The organism is Paenibacillus sp. GM1FR (assembly GCF_002803315.1).
Classification (GTDB): Bacteria; Bacillota; Bacilli; order Paenibacillales; family Paenibacillaceae; genus Paenibacillus; species Paenibacillus amylolyticus.
Map to the genome: position 1 here is coordinate 109508 of NZ_MKZL01000066.1, position 15236 is coordinate 124743.

Annotated in this window: 8 protein-coding genes; all 8 read right to left on the reverse strand. The window is 45.7% G+C overall.

Going from position 1 to position 15236, the window contains the following annotated elements; all coding sequences use genetic code 11:
• Positions 1–68: 68 nt before the first annotated feature.
• A complete protein-coding gene (locus tag PAEAM_RS29835) occupies positions 69–1430 on the reverse strand; it encodes a GH1 family beta-glucosidase (RefSeq protein WP_036668061.1) in 1362 nt (453 codons plus the stop codon).
• A 16-nt stretch (positions 1431–1446) separates the two neighbouring features.
• Positions 1447–3828 carry a glycoside hydrolase family 95 protein gene (locus PAEAM_RS29840; protein WP_100529847.1) on the reverse strand — a complete coding sequence of 794 codons (2382 nt, stop codon included), beginning with the start codon at positions 3826–3828 and terminating at the stop codon, positions 1447–1449.
• A 190-nt stretch (positions 3829–4018) separates the two neighbouring features.
• Positions 4019–5716 carry an ABC transporter substrate-binding protein gene (locus PAEAM_RS29845; protein WP_370511447.1) on the reverse strand — a complete coding sequence of 566 codons (1698 nt, stop codon included), beginning with the start codon at positions 5714–5716 and terminating at the stop codon, positions 4019–4021.
• 321 nt (positions 5717–6037) lie between these two features.
• Entirely contained in the window at positions 6038–7741 is a 1704-nt protein-coding gene (locus tag PAEAM_RS29850; RefSeq protein WP_036606898.1) for an ABC transporter substrate-binding protein, read from the reverse strand.
• A 377-nt stretch (positions 7742–8118) separates the two neighbouring features.
• Positions 8119–9807 carry an ABC transporter substrate-binding protein gene (locus PAEAM_RS29855; RefSeq protein ID WP_100529848.1) on the reverse strand — a complete coding sequence of 563 codons (1689 nt, stop codon included), beginning with the start codon at positions 9805–9807 and terminating at the stop codon, positions 8119–8121.
• A 187-nt stretch (positions 9808–9994) separates the two neighbouring features.
• On the reverse strand, positions 9995–10897 hold the full coding sequence (locus PAEAM_RS29860; RefSeq protein ID WP_036606894.1) for a carbohydrate ABC transporter permease: 903 nt from the start codon (positions 10895–10897) through the stop codon (positions 9995–9997).
• A 15-nt stretch (positions 10898–10912) separates the two neighbouring features.
• Positions 10913–11896 (reverse strand): ABC transporter permease, encoded by a 984-nt coding sequence (locus PAEAM_RS29865; RefSeq protein ID WP_036606891.1) that lies wholly within the window; start codon positions 11894–11896, stop codon positions 10913–10915.
• A 278-nt stretch (positions 11897–12174) separates the two neighbouring features.
• On the reverse strand, positions 12175–15084 hold the full coding sequence (locus PAEAM_RS29870) for a glycoside hydrolase family 2 protein (protein WP_165790105.1): 2910 nt from the start codon (positions 15082–15084) through the stop codon (positions 12175–12177).
• Positions 15085–15236 lie beyond the last annotated feature (152 nt).

Genomic DNA, 15236 nt, shown 5'->3' on the forward strand with positions numbered 1-15236 from the left:
TTCTCAGCTTTAATAAGGGAACCATATATAATGAGGACCTGCTTTACCCTTGAAACCTGCCACCCAAACTATTGGGGATTATGTTCGTTCCGTGTCTCCAACCAATTATTCTTGATGACGTTCTGATACCAGTAATAACTCTCCTTCGGTGTTCTCACGAGTGAACGATAGTCCATATGAACAAGACCAAAACGCATACGGTAGCCTTCTGCCCACTCAAAATTATCCATCAGTGACCATGCCATGTACCCTTTCAGGTTAATGCCGTCATTAATGATGCGGTGAATTTGAGCCAAATGCTGCTCATAATATGAAATCCGGCGATCATCGTTAATTTTTCCGTTCTCCAGATCATCATTGATGCAGGCACCATTCTCTGTGATATATACATCCACATTGCCGTACTTTTGCAAGTAATGCATAAATTCATACAAACCACGTGATTCCACAGGCCAGCCAATATCAGTTTTGGTGAGGCCCATATCAACTTCTTCCGATTGCAGAGCACCTGCCTCAGGATTGAAGCGATTGATCCCCATCGTGTAATAGTTAATGCCGAGCAGATCGATTGGTTGCGAGATGATCTCCATATCACCTTCCTGAATTGGTACGGTAGCACCCGCTTCTGCAAACCAATCCACCATAAACTGCGGATATGAACCTTTGTAGATTGGATCAAGGAACCAATCGGTATTAAGCGCAATTGATCGGTCACACGCAGCTTGGTCCTCAGGAGATTTGCTGTACGGCTCAGCCCAGCACACGTTCGGAGCAATACCAATCTGACCGGTTGTTCCCAAGCGACGGAAGGATTGAACGGCTTTACCATGAGCAACCAGTAATCCATGTGCCACATTAATAGAAGTTTGCAGGTCTTTGTTTCCTGGCGCATGAATCCCCAGAAGGTTCGACAGGAACGCGATACACCATGGTTCGTTGAATGTCAGCCAGAAGTTGATTTTGCCAGAGAATTCTTTGAAGATCACTTCGGCATATTTCACAAAAGCATCCACAGTTCTGCGGTTGCCCCAGCCTCCGTCATCCTCCAGCGTTTGCGGAAGATCCCAGTGATACAGTGTGAGGAACGGTTCAATTCCAGCCTCTATCAATGCATCCACGAAGCGGTGGTAGAAGTCCAGACCTTCCCGATTGATCTCACCATCTCCGTCAGGAATAATACGCGGCCAGGCAATGGAGAACCGGTATGTATTAATCCCGAGTTTCTTCATCAGTTCGATGTCTTCCTCGTAACGGTGGTAGCTGTCACACGCGACATCCCCATTGTCTCCGTTATATACCTTGCCAGGTGTGCGCGCAAACGTATCCCAGATGGATGCCCCGCGTCCACCTTCCTGTGCCGCTCCTTCTATTTGATAGGAAGCTGTTGCTGTACCCCAGCGAAAATCTTGCGGAAATTTAAAAATGGTCATGGTTGGCTCCTCCGTCTCATGATGACACGCGGATCGTCTGTCCTGCGGTCATGGTTAAAATAATTACATAATCGCCCTGAGGCGTAAGCTCTGCCTTGGCTTGTTCGTTTCCTTCCACACGCAGCGGATAAGCACTGCGAAGGGTCAGCGAGTCACTTCGGTCTGCCTTAATAACCGCTGTCACAAGCTTGTTGTCCGTCCACGTTATTGCTATCGTATAACCACCTCTTGCACGAAGCCCTTCAACTTGACCTTGAGTCCAGAGTTCAGGCAGTGCCGGCAGTATATGTAACTCGTTCAAGTGGCTCTGCAATAACATCTCCGCGATTCCGGCAGTGCCTCCAAAATTACCATCGATCTGGAATGGTGGATGGTCATCAAACAGATTCGGATGTGTGGATCGGGCCAGCAACGTGTGCACAAACTGATGTGCCTGGCTGCTATCCAGTAGTCGTGCATACAGATTGATCAACCATGCACAGCTCCATCCTGTATGCCCGCCACCTTGTGAGATACGACGTTCAAGCGATACCCGTGTTGCTTCTACCAATTCCGGTGTGTGTACTCGATTGATCTGCTCTCCCGGATACAGTCCATACAGATGGGAGACGTGACGATGCCCTGGCTCGGATTCGGCAAAATCCTTAAACCACTCCAGCAATTGTCCTTCGCTTCCAATTCGGAATGGATAGAGTTTGTCCAGAGCCTCACCCCACTCGCTCGCCAATGACTCATCTAGATTCAATTGCTTCGCGGCCTCAATACAGCGGGTGAATAGTTCACGAATTAACGTCATATCCATTGTTGAAGCCATGGATATACTGCGTGCCTCCCCAGCATCTGTGAGAAACTTGTTCTCTGGTGAAGTGGATGGAATTGTAACCAGATAACCATCAGGCCCTTCCACCAGCCAATCGAGACAGAATAGCGCCGCCTCTTTCATGATGGGATACGCACGTTCCTCAAGAAAACGCTGATCTCCGGTAAACTGGTAATGTTCCCATAGATGCGAGGTCAGCCACACACCGCCCATCGGCCAAAATGCCCAGCTCGCGTCTCCACCTGTAGGTGTGGTAGTTCTCCAGATATCCACGTTATGATGAGCAGTCCATCCGCGGGCTCCATACAGAATCCGCGCCGTTCTTCGTCCTGTATTACTGAGATCGGTCAGCATATCAAACAGCGGCTCATGACATTCACTGAGATTGCAGACTTCCGCTGGCCAGTAATTCATCTCCGTGTTGATGTTGATCGTGTAGTCACTGTGCCATGGCGGCTCTACCTGATGATTCCAGATTCCCTGCAGATTGGCAGGCTGGCTGCCCGGACGCGAACTAGCCATTAACAGATATCTTCCATATTGAAAATAAAGCGCCTCCAGTCCAGGGTCTTGTTGCCCTGCCTGATAAGCCTGCAGCCGCTCATCTGTAGGTAATTCGGCGTTAGCCGATACCCCTAAATCAATAGAGACTCTGTTAAACAACGCGCTATGATCCTGAATATGTCGGTCACGAAGCGCTTTCGCGCCATGTGTGGTCGCTTTGGAGATCATCTCCTTGCATTCCTCTTCCAATACAAGATGACCCTTCACAGGTAACACATCGTAACTCTCAAAGGAGGTAGCCGCTGCCAGATAAAACACAACCTGATCAGCACCCTGAATATGTAACTTGCCTTCCAGATTGGAGACCTTCACCTGATCACCAGATGCCGTAAACGCTACACGAACAGCATAAGCCGTCCCACGATCCTCTTCATAGAGGACGGATTCCGGGTGATCTCTGAAGTAATTGGACTCCACATGACTTGGGCACCGACTGAACATGGTTAGAGCATCTCCCGAAGTCTCAACGCGATAAGGATGGGGACTGTCTAGCGTAACACTTACACTCACAGTGCCCTTCTGATCAGCAGTTAATGTGCAGACCATCAGATCATCCGAAGCACTTGAATACACTTCACGTACGTATTGAGTTCCTTCCAATGAGTAGGTTGTGGTTGCAATACCCGATTCCAGATCAAGCTCCCGTTCAAATGCATCATATGAAAGATCATCCAGACCCTCATGGTGCAATAGAAAATGACCCATCGGCTGGTAAGCCTCCACATCACGACCAAGCATTTCACGGTTCAACAAATCCTCAGCTTCACCATACTGCCCAGACATGATCAACTCTCGCGTCTGTTTCAAATACCGCTGACTGCTGTATTGAATCGTATCCCGTGGAAACCCTGACCATAATGTATCTTCATTGAGCTGAATTCGTTCATCTGCTGCGCCTCCGTACACCATGCCTCCAAGACGGCCGTTTCCGATGGGCAATGCTTCTTCCCAGCGTTTTGCCGGTTGTTGATACCATAGACGATTGATTTTAGGTTCGTTATTGTGTTGGGACATGTTTAGCTCCTGTTCCTAAATAAGCAGTATATTTCTTATGTCATAAAACGTTTTCGGTAAGTGCTTACAATAATAAAATTATATGTGATTTCAAAATTTGCGTCAATGCAAATCATCACATCATTCCACAAAAAAAAGGCCCCATATAGGGCCCTTTCCTTGTGTAACCATGGATCGCAGACAATCCATATTATTTTACGTCTTTTCCTGTCCACAGAGAGACACGTTCCTTAACCCAAACCGTAAATTGTTTCTCCATTTCAACTGCACCCGCTTTGTCCAAATCAGCCAGTAAAGCATCATAGGTTGCATCAAAGTTTGCTGGTGTAGTCAGAACAGCTTCCGGAATCCGTTTACGGATGATATCCTGCGTTTTCTGGAACGTTACCTCATAGTCTGTACCGGAAGGTACGGACATGTTATACGCTGCGCCCCAATCCTTAACTGGCAGATCTTCTTCAGCCGGATAGAACTCTTTCCAAGTCGTGATACCATAAGCTTTCAGCGTTTCTTTCTCTGCAGCCGTGTAACCAGCTACAATCTGCTCAGGGAAGTTTGTTGTGTAATAGTTATCCGTAGAATCTTTTACACCATCACCGTATCTTGCGCTAAATATGTTATACATCCCAATTCCTGTTTCCTTACTGAAATTGGAGTTGTCATTCGTTTTGCGGTCTTGAACGTCTTCTGGAATCACGCGTTTACCATCTTCTACGTTGTAATGTTCACCTTCGATACCCCAGTTTCTCAGAACTTGTCCTTCATCGGAAGCAAGCCAATCCATGAATTTGATGATACGCACTGGGTCTTTGGCCGAAGTTGTAATCCCGATGCCATAACCGTCAAATCCGGCTGGTTGGAACGTGTGATCCACAATCTCATCGTTAAGTGATACAGAGAAGTGAGCGTATGTGGCATCATCCTTACCCGATGATTTAAGCGCGTTCTCTGCTTCTTGATAGTTCCACTCTTGGTCAATCAGACCGAGGACACGGCCGCTGGCAATTTTGGACTTGTATTGGTCATCCTTTTGAACAAAGGCATCTTTGTCCAGTAGGCCTTCATTGTACATTTTATTCAACCAGCGGAAATATTCTCTTTCCTCTGGACGTTTGTAGTGCAATTTGGCTTCATACGTTTCAGGGTCAATGTAATATTCACCATCATCCGGTGCACCTGTTGCCTGGAAAGCCGGGTTCGTTACCGTGATCATGATTTTCCAATCATCTGCATTCAATGTTAATGGAATGGTTGGTTGACCATCAATGGTTGGATGTTTTTCATAATAGGCTCTAAGTACATTCTCGTAATCCTCAAGTGTCTTCACTTCAGGGTATCCAAGCTCTTTCAATACTCTTTGCTGAATTTCAAATCCACCTGTAGCGTCAAACGTAACATTATCAACACCCATATTGGTTGGAATGGTATAGATCGCTTGATCTTCCAAACTGTATTTCAAACGGTTCATCTGTTCTCCATAGATTTTTTTCAGATTGGGAGCATGCTCTTCAATCAGATCCGTGAGATCCAGCATCGCGCCTGCATCCACAAGCTTAGATAAGTTACCTTTAGGGTAGATCATATCAGGAAAGTCACCACTGGCAGCCATTAGTGCAATCTTCTGGTTACCACCATCGTTTACATCATACTCTGCTTCAATGGTAACGCCTGTTTGCTCCGTAATCTTTTTACCAACAGCATCTTGCATCTTGTTCCAGGTTGGACTAGCATCCGCCCCGAAGAATGTAACTGTGATCGGTTCGGTTCCGCTGGACTCCGAAGTCTCTTTGGTTCCCGAATTCCCACAACCAGCTGTAACCAACATTGCACTTGCGAGCATCAACATTGCAAACGTCTTGGGTGTATTGCCTTTCATTTTGCCTCTCATTGTCTAGTTCCCCCTATTATTTATGAAGGTTTTATCTGTATAACAGGCTTTATGCCTGAGGATACCACTTTTTTTGAATGCGCTTTCGATATCGTTCATTCCGACGTGTTTACTGAAGCTGACGTTTCGATTCTGCCAAAAGAAAGATTCTTCTTCTAACAAACGTAAAACGTTTTCGTAAATGGAATAAACCGCTTACTGAAAGTGCTTACATGATAGATTATAGGCTATCCATCACCTCACGTCAACAACAAAAAAAGCCCTTTCTCAAGGGCTTTTTTTGCTATGAAAATCAATAGCTTTCATGCTTGGTTTTCAAGCTTATTTCACATCTTTTCCAGTCCAGAGAGCTACACGTTCTTTGATCCAAACCGTGTATTGTTTCTCCATCTCCACTGCACCCGCTTTATCGAGTTCAGCCAGAAGACTATCATATACGCTGTCGAAGTTCTCAGGTTTGGCAAGGATCGCCTCTGGAATACGTTTACGTACGATATCCTGTGTTTTCTGGAACGTTACGTTGTAATCCGTGTCAGATGGTACAGGCATGTTGTATGCTGCGCCCCAATCTTTCAGCTTCAGATCATCGTCGGAAGGATAGAAATCTTTCCATGTTGTAATACCATAGGCTTTCAACGTTTCCTTCTCAGCGGCAGTGTAACCAGCTTGAATCTGTTCAGGGAAGTTCGTTGTATAGTAGTTATCCGTGGCATCTTTCACACCATCACCATATCTGGCGCTAAATATGTTATACATACCTACGCCTGATTCTTTGGTAAAAGCAGAGTTATCATTGGTTTTGCGATCTTGTACGTCAGCCGGAATGATGCGTTTCCCATTCTCGACTTGGTAATGTTGGCCTTCAACGCCCCAGTTTCTCAGGACCTGACCTTCATCGGAAGCAAGCCAATCCATGAATTTGATAATACGTACCGGATCTTTGGCCGAAGTTGTGATTCCGATACCATAACCGTCAAATCCCGTCGGTTGGAACGTATGATCCACAATATCCTTGTTCAAGGATACGGAGAAGTGGGCATATGTTTTGTCTCCACCGTTAGATGATTTCAAAGCATTCTCCGCCTCACCATAGTTCCACTCTTGGTCAATTAGACCAAGTACACGGCCACTGGCAATTTTGGATTTGTATTGGTCATCCTTTTGAACAAATGTATCTTTATCAAGCAGACCCTCATTGTACATTTTGTTCAACCAACGGAAATATTCCTTTTCTTCAGGGCGTTTGTAGTGTAGAACGGCTTCATAGGTCTCAGGATTGATATAATACTCACCATCATCCGGTCCACCCGTAGCTTGGAATGCAGGGTTCGTTACCGTAATCATAATTTTCCAGTCATCTGCATTCAATGTTAACGGAATAGTCGGTTGACCATCAATCGTTGGATGTTTTTCATAATACGTTCTCAGTACGTTCTCGTAGTCCTCAAGCGTTTTTACTTCAGGGTAGCCAAGCTCTTTCAATACTCTTTGTTGAATTTCGAATCCGCCCCTAGCGTCAAACTCAACGTTATCTACACCCATATTCGTCGGGATCGTGTAAATGGCTTGATCTTCCAGACTGTATTTCAGACGGTTCATCTGATCACCATAGATTTTTTTCAAGTTGGGAGCATGCTCCTCAATTAGATCGGTCAGGTCCAGCATCGCGCCTGCATCCACAAGCTTAGACAAATTGCCTTTAGGATAGATAATATCAGGGTAATCACCACTGGCAGCCATCAAAGGAATCTTTTGGTCACCACCATTATTCACATCATACTCAGCTTCAATTGTAACTCCCGTTGCCTTAGTAATTTCTTGACCGACAGCATCCTTCATGTTATTCCAGTTCGGACTCGCGTCTGCACCAAAGAATGTAAAGGTCACTGGACTGGTTGTATCTCCGGAATCAACCGGTTTCTCTGAAGCGTTAGTTCCTCCTCCACTGCCGCTGCATCCTGCTGTAATTGCAAGAGCACTGGCTAACAGAAGCATTGCGAATGTTTTTGGTGTTTTGCCCTTCATGTGTAATCCCCCTTATGGATATTAATGAAGCTGTATATTTGTATAACAGGCTGACCTGCACATACCGTGACCAGATGAAACAAATGTAATTTTCTTGTTTTTATAACATTAGAAGCGTTTTCTGAAAAATAAACAAATGTTCTTCTCTTGCTTTACTTCCTCTTCATTCTGCAAATGTTTACTTTGAGATTCAGGTGTATGGCACGTGTTGTACAAGTGAATGTAAGTGCTTTCATACTTGAATAATAATCGCTCCTATATCCCTTGTCAATAGTGAATTTATAAAATTGAAAACGTTTTTTAGAAAACGTTTTAGATAAAAAAATAACCCAGAATATCTGGGTTATTTTTCGTTTTAGATCTGAATTGCTAATCGTTTATTTAGCTTCTTCACCGCTCCACAATTGAACACGGTTTTGAACGAGTTCTGTGTATTGTTTCTCCATATCCTCTGCGCCTGCTTGGTTCACTTCTGTAATCATGCCGTCATAGATCGCATCGAACTGTTCAGGAGTACTCAGAATGGCTTCCGGGATACGCTTCCGGATGATATCCTGTGTTTTCTTGAAGATGACGTTGTAGTTGGAGTCACCTGGTGTTGGCAGATTGTATGCTGCTCCCCATGGTTTGATTGGGAACTCGTCTTCACTCGGGAACAGATCTTTCCACGTCGTAGCACCGTAAGCTTTGAGTGTTTCTTTCTCTGCATCGGAATATGCTGCCACGATCTGTTCAGGGAAATTCGTAGTGTAGTAGTTATCCGTTGAATCCTTCACACCGTCTCCATAGTGACCAGACATATTGGTGTACAGACCAATACCCGTTTCTTTCTGGAATACGGCTGCATTATTGGTTTTCTGATCCAGAATGTCGGCAGGAATGACACGTTTGCCGTCCTGCACTTCATACTGTTTGCCCTCAATCCCCCAGTTCATCAGCACTTGCCCTTCTTCAGAAGCCAGGTAATCGAAGAATTTGATCGTACGAACCGGGTCAGGATTCGATGTTGTAATCCCTACACCCCAACCGGATACAAAACCAGGGTCTTGGTAGGCATGATCCTTGATATCCTCGGACAGGGTTACTGGAAAGTGTGAATACGTTGCTTCAGTCTTACCAGCGGATTTCAATGCATTTTCTGCATCGGAGTAACCCCAATCCTGGTCAATGACACCAAGAACACGTCCACTTGCAATTTTGGATTTGTATTGGTCTGTTTTCTGGATAAAGCTGTCCTGGTCCAGTAATCCAGAGTTGTACATATGGTTCAACCAGCGGAAGTATTCTTTTTCCTCTGGACGTTTGTAATGCAGACTTGCTTCATACGTCTCTGGATCGATGTAGTATTCACCATCATCCGGTGCACCTGTTGCCTGGAAGGCCGGGTTCGTTACGGTAATCATGATTCTCCAATCATCCGCGTCCAGTGTTAACGGGATCGTTGGCTGACCATCAATCGTTGGGTGTTTCTCTTTGTACGCCTTCAGTACATTCTCGTAATCCTCAAGTGTGCGCACTTCCGGGTATCCGAGTTCTTTCAGTACACGATGCTGAACGCCAAATCCACCACCTGCATCAAAGTACTTCTGGTCTACCGCATAATACGTTGGCAGCACATAAATAGCCTGATCTTCATTACTGTACTTCAACCGGTCCATGTAATTACCATACAGCTTCTTCAGATTGGGAGCATATTGGTCGATCAGATCTGTCAGATCGAGCATTGCTCCGGCATCCACCAGTTTGCTGAGTTCTCCTTTGGGGGAGACAATATCCGGATAGTCTCCGCTCGCCGCCATTAAGGATATTTTATCTTGACCACCACTAACGGCAAATTCACCGTTAAGGGTTATCCCTGTTTTTTCCGTAAGGACTTTACCTACTTCATCCTTCATGCCATTCCAGTTCGGACTGGGGTCAACGCTGAAGAAATCAAAAGTAAGTGGAGTTGTCTCTGCGCTTGTATCCTTGAACGACGTATCACTGCCGCTTCCTCCACCGCAACCTGCGAGTAAAGACATTGCAAGCACTGGTGCCAGTGCAATCTTCATTTTGGAACTTGCCATAATGGTAATCCTCCCTGTTTCATATGTCTGTCTTATCCGGGACTTTTTTGTCCCTGTCTATAGCTTCATGAATACCACACCGCAGCCCTATACGGTGAAGCGCAGACCACATGGCTGCGCTTCGGGTATCCTGATGCTTCATTTGTAGATGTACGGCCGCTCTATGTGGCAGCCTGTACCCAATTGTTTAACCTTTTACTGCGCCCAGTGTCATACCACCAACAAAGTACTTCTGAAGGAATGGATATACAATGAGGATTGGAACCGTTACAACGATCGTAATCGCCATTTTGATCGATTCCGGTGAAATCTGTGTCATTTGCTGCGCCATATCATTGGCATTTCGTCCAGCACCTGAGCCCTGCTGTGTACTTTGCAATACTTTCATCAGCTCATATTGGAGCGTGGTCAGATGTGCCTTTGAACCATTATACAGGTACGTATCGAACCACGCATTCCATTGACCTACAGCCAGGAACAATGCGATGGTAGCAAGCACTGGTTTACACAGTGGCAAGATGATTCTGTAATAGATTGTAAAGTCATTCGCTCCATCCAGCTTCGCCGATTCCTGCAATGAGTATGGCAGGCCATCAATGAATGAACGGATGATGAACACGTTAAATGCACTGATCATGCCAGGCAATACATATACCCAGAATGTACCGATCAGGTTCAAGTCACGCATCAGAATGTACACCGGAATCAGACCACCGGAGAAATACATCGTGAGCGCGAGCGTTGTGGAAACAAATTTTCTAAGTCCAAAATCAGGTCTGCTCAGTGTAAAGGCGATCATGGATGAACTGATCAATCCGAGCACGGTACCTACAAGTGTACGCAGAATGGAGATTTGCAAACCTTGTAACAATCCATCATATTGGAAAATCGTTTTGTAGTTCTGTAATGTGAATTCGCGAGGCCACAAGTAAATTCCGCCACGTACTGTATCTGTCGAGTTATTGAGTGAGATGGCTAGTACGTTAAGGAATGGATAAAGTGTTACAACCAGCACCATGGTCATCGCGAGGATGTTGAATATATCGAACAGTTTATCGCCCCGAGTAGCATTGAATGCTTTGTTCGCCATAATGTCGTCCCCTCCCTACATGATGCTTTCTTTTGTGAATTTTTTGAACAAGCCGTTCGCAGTAAACAGAAGGATGATACTGACAACGGAGTTGAATATACCTATGGCTGTACCATACGAGAATCGTCCCATATTCAAACCATAATTGAGCGCGTATAGATCAAGTACTTCCGAGTAGTCTGTGACCAGACTGTTGCCAAGCAAGAACTGCTTCTCGAAACCGATACTGATCAGATGTCCAATTGACATGATGAAAAGTACAGAAATCGTGGTCCGTATGCCAGGCAGCGTAATATGCCACATCTGTCTCCAGCGGTTGGCTCCATCTACACGGGAAGCTTCATACAACTCATTGTCGATACCTGTAATCGCCGCCAGATAGATGATGGCATTCCAACCGGTTTCCTTCCACATATCTGAAGCGGTTACAATGTACCAGAACAAGTTCCCCTTGGCCATGAATTGGATCGGCTGATCGATAATGTTCAGTCCTACCAATAGATCATTGATAATCCCTCCATCGGTGGAGAGCATCTTCGTAATGATCCCGGCTACAACAACCCAGGATACAAAGTGAGGCAGATATGATACCGTTTGCACGGCACGTTTGAAGAACATGCCTCTCATTTCATTCAGGAGAATAGCGAAGAATATCGGTACGATAAAACCGACAACCAGTCCCATCAAACTCATTGCAAGTGTATTTCGAAGTACCAGATAGAAACGATCATCACTGAACAGCTCTACAAAGTGTTTAAAACCAACCCACTCTTGATCACCAAACGATCTGGCAGGTTTATAATTTTGGAAAGCCATCGTCCATCCCCATAGTGGCAGATAGTTAAATACGAAAACCCAAGCTACGAATGGCAATGACATGAGATAGAGATATTTCTGCTGTTTCATTCTGTCCCAAATTCCGTTCCGCCGATTCTTTAAAGGCGGTTTGGGGTCACTGCTTCTGTTCGCGGAAGCGGATTTTTTTGTTAGCGTTTCCATCTCCGTTCCCCCTCCTCTGTTTTATAAAATAATCATACTCGATAGAGCGTTTTCAAAATACCATCTGGATTTTAGAGAAAATCATATAAAAATTAGATATAGACATATATAATCAGACATTAATTCGTTAAAATCAGTGATAAATTATACTTTCAAATGATATAAAAGTAATATTAAGGTAAAATACTATTGAAAGTGGAAAATATCGAAAACGTTTTATAGTAATCGTTTACTTCAATTACATGGCATACAAAAAGGACCCTTTCGGGTCCCTCTGATTACAATGTAAATTGAATGGTTTGCAGTTTAACGATGCCGAGTAATTGCGCTACGGATATGGAGGTTGCTGGACGGAATTGATCTCCATTCAGATACGCAAGTATCTCCTGAAATAAGTAGGCGGCTTCCGGACGCTTCATTACAGCCAGATTGGCAAACGGAAGTGAGGATATCAAAATCTTGCCCTTCCCTACTTTTGCCTCAAAGGCATAAGCAAGTCGTTTGGCCCGATGGAAATGGTCCACCACTTCAATCAGCGGCTCCACCCCAGGCAACGTATCCAAACATATCGCTGGTGTACCGTTCACCAAGTGATACCAATGCCAGTCCGAAGCCCCATCATGCGGGAAGGAGCCTAGTAGTGCTAGCTGATCTCTCAAATACATGCCCATCGTTGCACCAGGCTGAGTAGCAAACATCAGGTAATTCCAGAATACAGGCAGATACTTGGTCTCCACTGAATCATATAACCCTTCTACGGTTGCCTGTAGCCAAACACTTCCCCCGTTGACCACATAATCAACGACATTGGGTGTTAACGACTGAACGATAACCAAGTCAATCTCCCGATTTTTCAACAACTGAAATCCATCGATGCGATCTACGCAATCATCATGCGCTTCACCCAGGAATGGCTTCAACTCTGCCATGGTATTCCAGAACCGATTCGAACCCGGATGAGACTCGTAAAAAGGAAACGACCAGCCATGCCATACATTCGCTACAGTTCTCTCCGAATCGCCTGATATCAGCTCCGCCTCGATCCGAAAAGCTGCTGCCCCTTCATGAGGAGCGGTAGCGACGAGGCTTCCCAGTGACATGACGGACCCACATTGGATATCTCCGGTCCTCCATGCCCCTTCAGTAAGTATCAGATCATCGCTTATTAATCTCCACTGAATGACCGCGTCCTCAAGCGGCTCCTTACCGTAGTGAGAGAGACGTACATCGACATGAATGGGTTCTCCGGCGTAAAATGTACGCTCTTTGCAGCTTAACAACAGCACCACATCAGCGTTGAAACACATGAATTCTTCTGGTGTTGTAATGCCTTTGTCGTCCCAAAATACATCCAGAATGCCCGTCGTAGCATGTCCCTGTCCTGGAAAATCGCGAATGTCCAGAAGTTGTACGCCCGCAGCGTCCGGTGTTCGCCGAATCCGCTCCATGGCTTCTTTTAAGGAACGTACCAGATGGGTACCACTGACCTGTTGAAAATGCTCCAAGTCCTCGATCATGCCTTTGTTTGTTAACGATTCTTCGATCGGTCGTAACCAGCTAGGACGCAATACGCCAGTATACTTCGCTCGCTCTTGGGGCCGCACATACATGGTGTACTGTGCATGTTCGTGCCCAATGACGGGATGCTCCGCGAGCCGAGTGACTGCATGATAGTCCAGCGTGGTATCCGGCACAGCAGAATATGCGGATTCCAACGGGGGATGCCAGTTCAACGACTGAATATAATAATCACCTTCCCGCCCTTGCGCCGGAAGCTGTCCAAAACCTGTATTGTCCGTATATAACCGGGTCGGGTCCATATCCTTTGCCCTTGAGACCAATGCATTGAGTTCAGGGTGGCCATTCGGACCAATGAGTTCATTCCCCATGGAGAACATGACGAATGAAGGATGTCTATGCAGCGACTGAAGCAACCCGTCCAGTTCTTGTGTCAGATAGGACAATACTTCAACTGGCGCAGACTGATCCGATTGTTCAAAGAAACGAGACCAATGGGGAAGTTCTGCCTGCACCAACATGCCCGCTTCATCAGCAGCATCCCAGAAAGGCTCCGGCGCGCTCCATCCATGCAGTCGGACATGATTGAAGCCATACGATCTAGCGATTCGAAATTGCTGAAGATAATGCTCCTTGTTCCAGACGGGATAACCCGTCAGTGGAAAGATACAGCAATCGACGTACCCACGCAGATATACTGGTGTCCCATTCAACTCAAGCTGCTTCCCGTTTGCTGCAAAGGAGCGTACACCAAATGATTGCTCCAGCCGATCCAGTTCCTGTTCACCGTCATGCAGACGGATCACAGCCTTGTATAATTCAGGGGATTCATCCGACCATCTTGCGATAGACTTCTCTGTTCCAAGTTCCAATCGCCACTGATCTATTACAGCGTTGCTTTCAGTTACACCTGCTGAGCTAATATCCACATGTGATGGATCACTCAGATTAACATTACAACTATATCGATCAAGCCATGTGCCGTCCGGATGCTGGATATCCACATGTAATTGCATCGTTCTAGCCGATTCATTTGCGGGAGCGCTTACAGTACAATCAACCAAAATGGTTCCAGTCTCAGCCTCTGGTTGAATACGTAACGTCTGTAATCGGCAGGGGGGCAAAATGTCCAGATAAACACCACCTGTGATTCCTCCCCAGGCTGTAGCCGTATGCAATGAATGAATGTGGCTACCCGCCAGCGGAAGTTTCATCGTATTATCCACGCGCATCTCCACACGATTCACTTCTCCCTGCTTCACCAGAGAGGTAACATCCCACTTCTGTTGATTCACCAGACTATCCTGCTGCCCGGCATATTGTCCATTGATCCAGAGATGGGTTGTCCATCGGACACCTTCCAATCTGAATACATAGTGGCATCCGGGATCGTCTGATGGAACATGAACATCCTGAGCATACCAGGCTGAGCCTTCATATTCACGTACCTTGGTCCAGGTATCGAGCCTTTCGTATGCAGGCTCATCTCCGTATCCTTGCTCTTCCCATGAACCGGGAATCTGAATGGTCTCCCATGATGTATTTTCACACTGTGAAGGTGGTAATATCTCTTGTTCAACGAGTGTATCGGACTCCAGATCCAAACAAAACTGCCATGTTCCATTTAAGTTCAATGTATGACGTACAGCGCCTATATCAGACAAATTCATATCGTATAGCCATCCCTTCATCTGGATACTTGTAAATCCAGTCTAAAATGTGAAGCATTCGGTGACCATTGCTTATCATGGGAAGTGCATGGACAATATGATGAATCTGGAATTCCTCAGCAATCTCGAAAACGTTTTACACAATAGGCAGG

Coding starts and splice junctions, on each gene's coding strand:
- PAEAM_RS29840 (WP_100529847.1), bottom strand. CDS start 3,828: ATGTCCCAACACAATAACGAACCTAAAATCAATCGTCTATGGTATCAA.
- PAEAM_RS29835 (WP_036668061.1), bottom strand. CDS start 1,430: ATGACCATTTTTAAATTTCCGCAAGATTTTCGCTGGGGTACAGCAACA.
- PAEAM_RS29850 (WP_036606898.1), bottom strand. CDS start 7,741: ATGAAGGGCAAAACACCAAAAACATTCGCAATGCTTCTGTTAGCCAGT.
- PAEAM_RS29865 (WP_036606891.1), bottom strand. CDS start 11,896: ATGGAAACGCTAACAAAAAAATCCGCTTCCGCGAACAGAAGCAGTGAC.
- PAEAM_RS29870 (WP_165790105.1), bottom strand. CDS start 15,084: ATGAATTTGTCTGATATAGGCGCTGTACGTCATACATTGAACTTAAAT.
- PAEAM_RS29855 (WP_100529848.1), bottom strand. CDS start 9,807: ATGGCAAGTTCCAAAATGAAGATTGCACTGGCACCAGTGCTTGCAATG.
- PAEAM_RS29860 (WP_036606894.1), bottom strand. CDS start 10,897: ATGGCGAACAAAGCATTCAATGCTACTCGGGGCGATAAACTGTTCGAT.
- PAEAM_RS29845 (WP_370511447.1), bottom strand. CDS start 5,716: ATGAGAGGCAAAATGAAAGGCAATACACCCAAGACGTTTGCAATGTTG.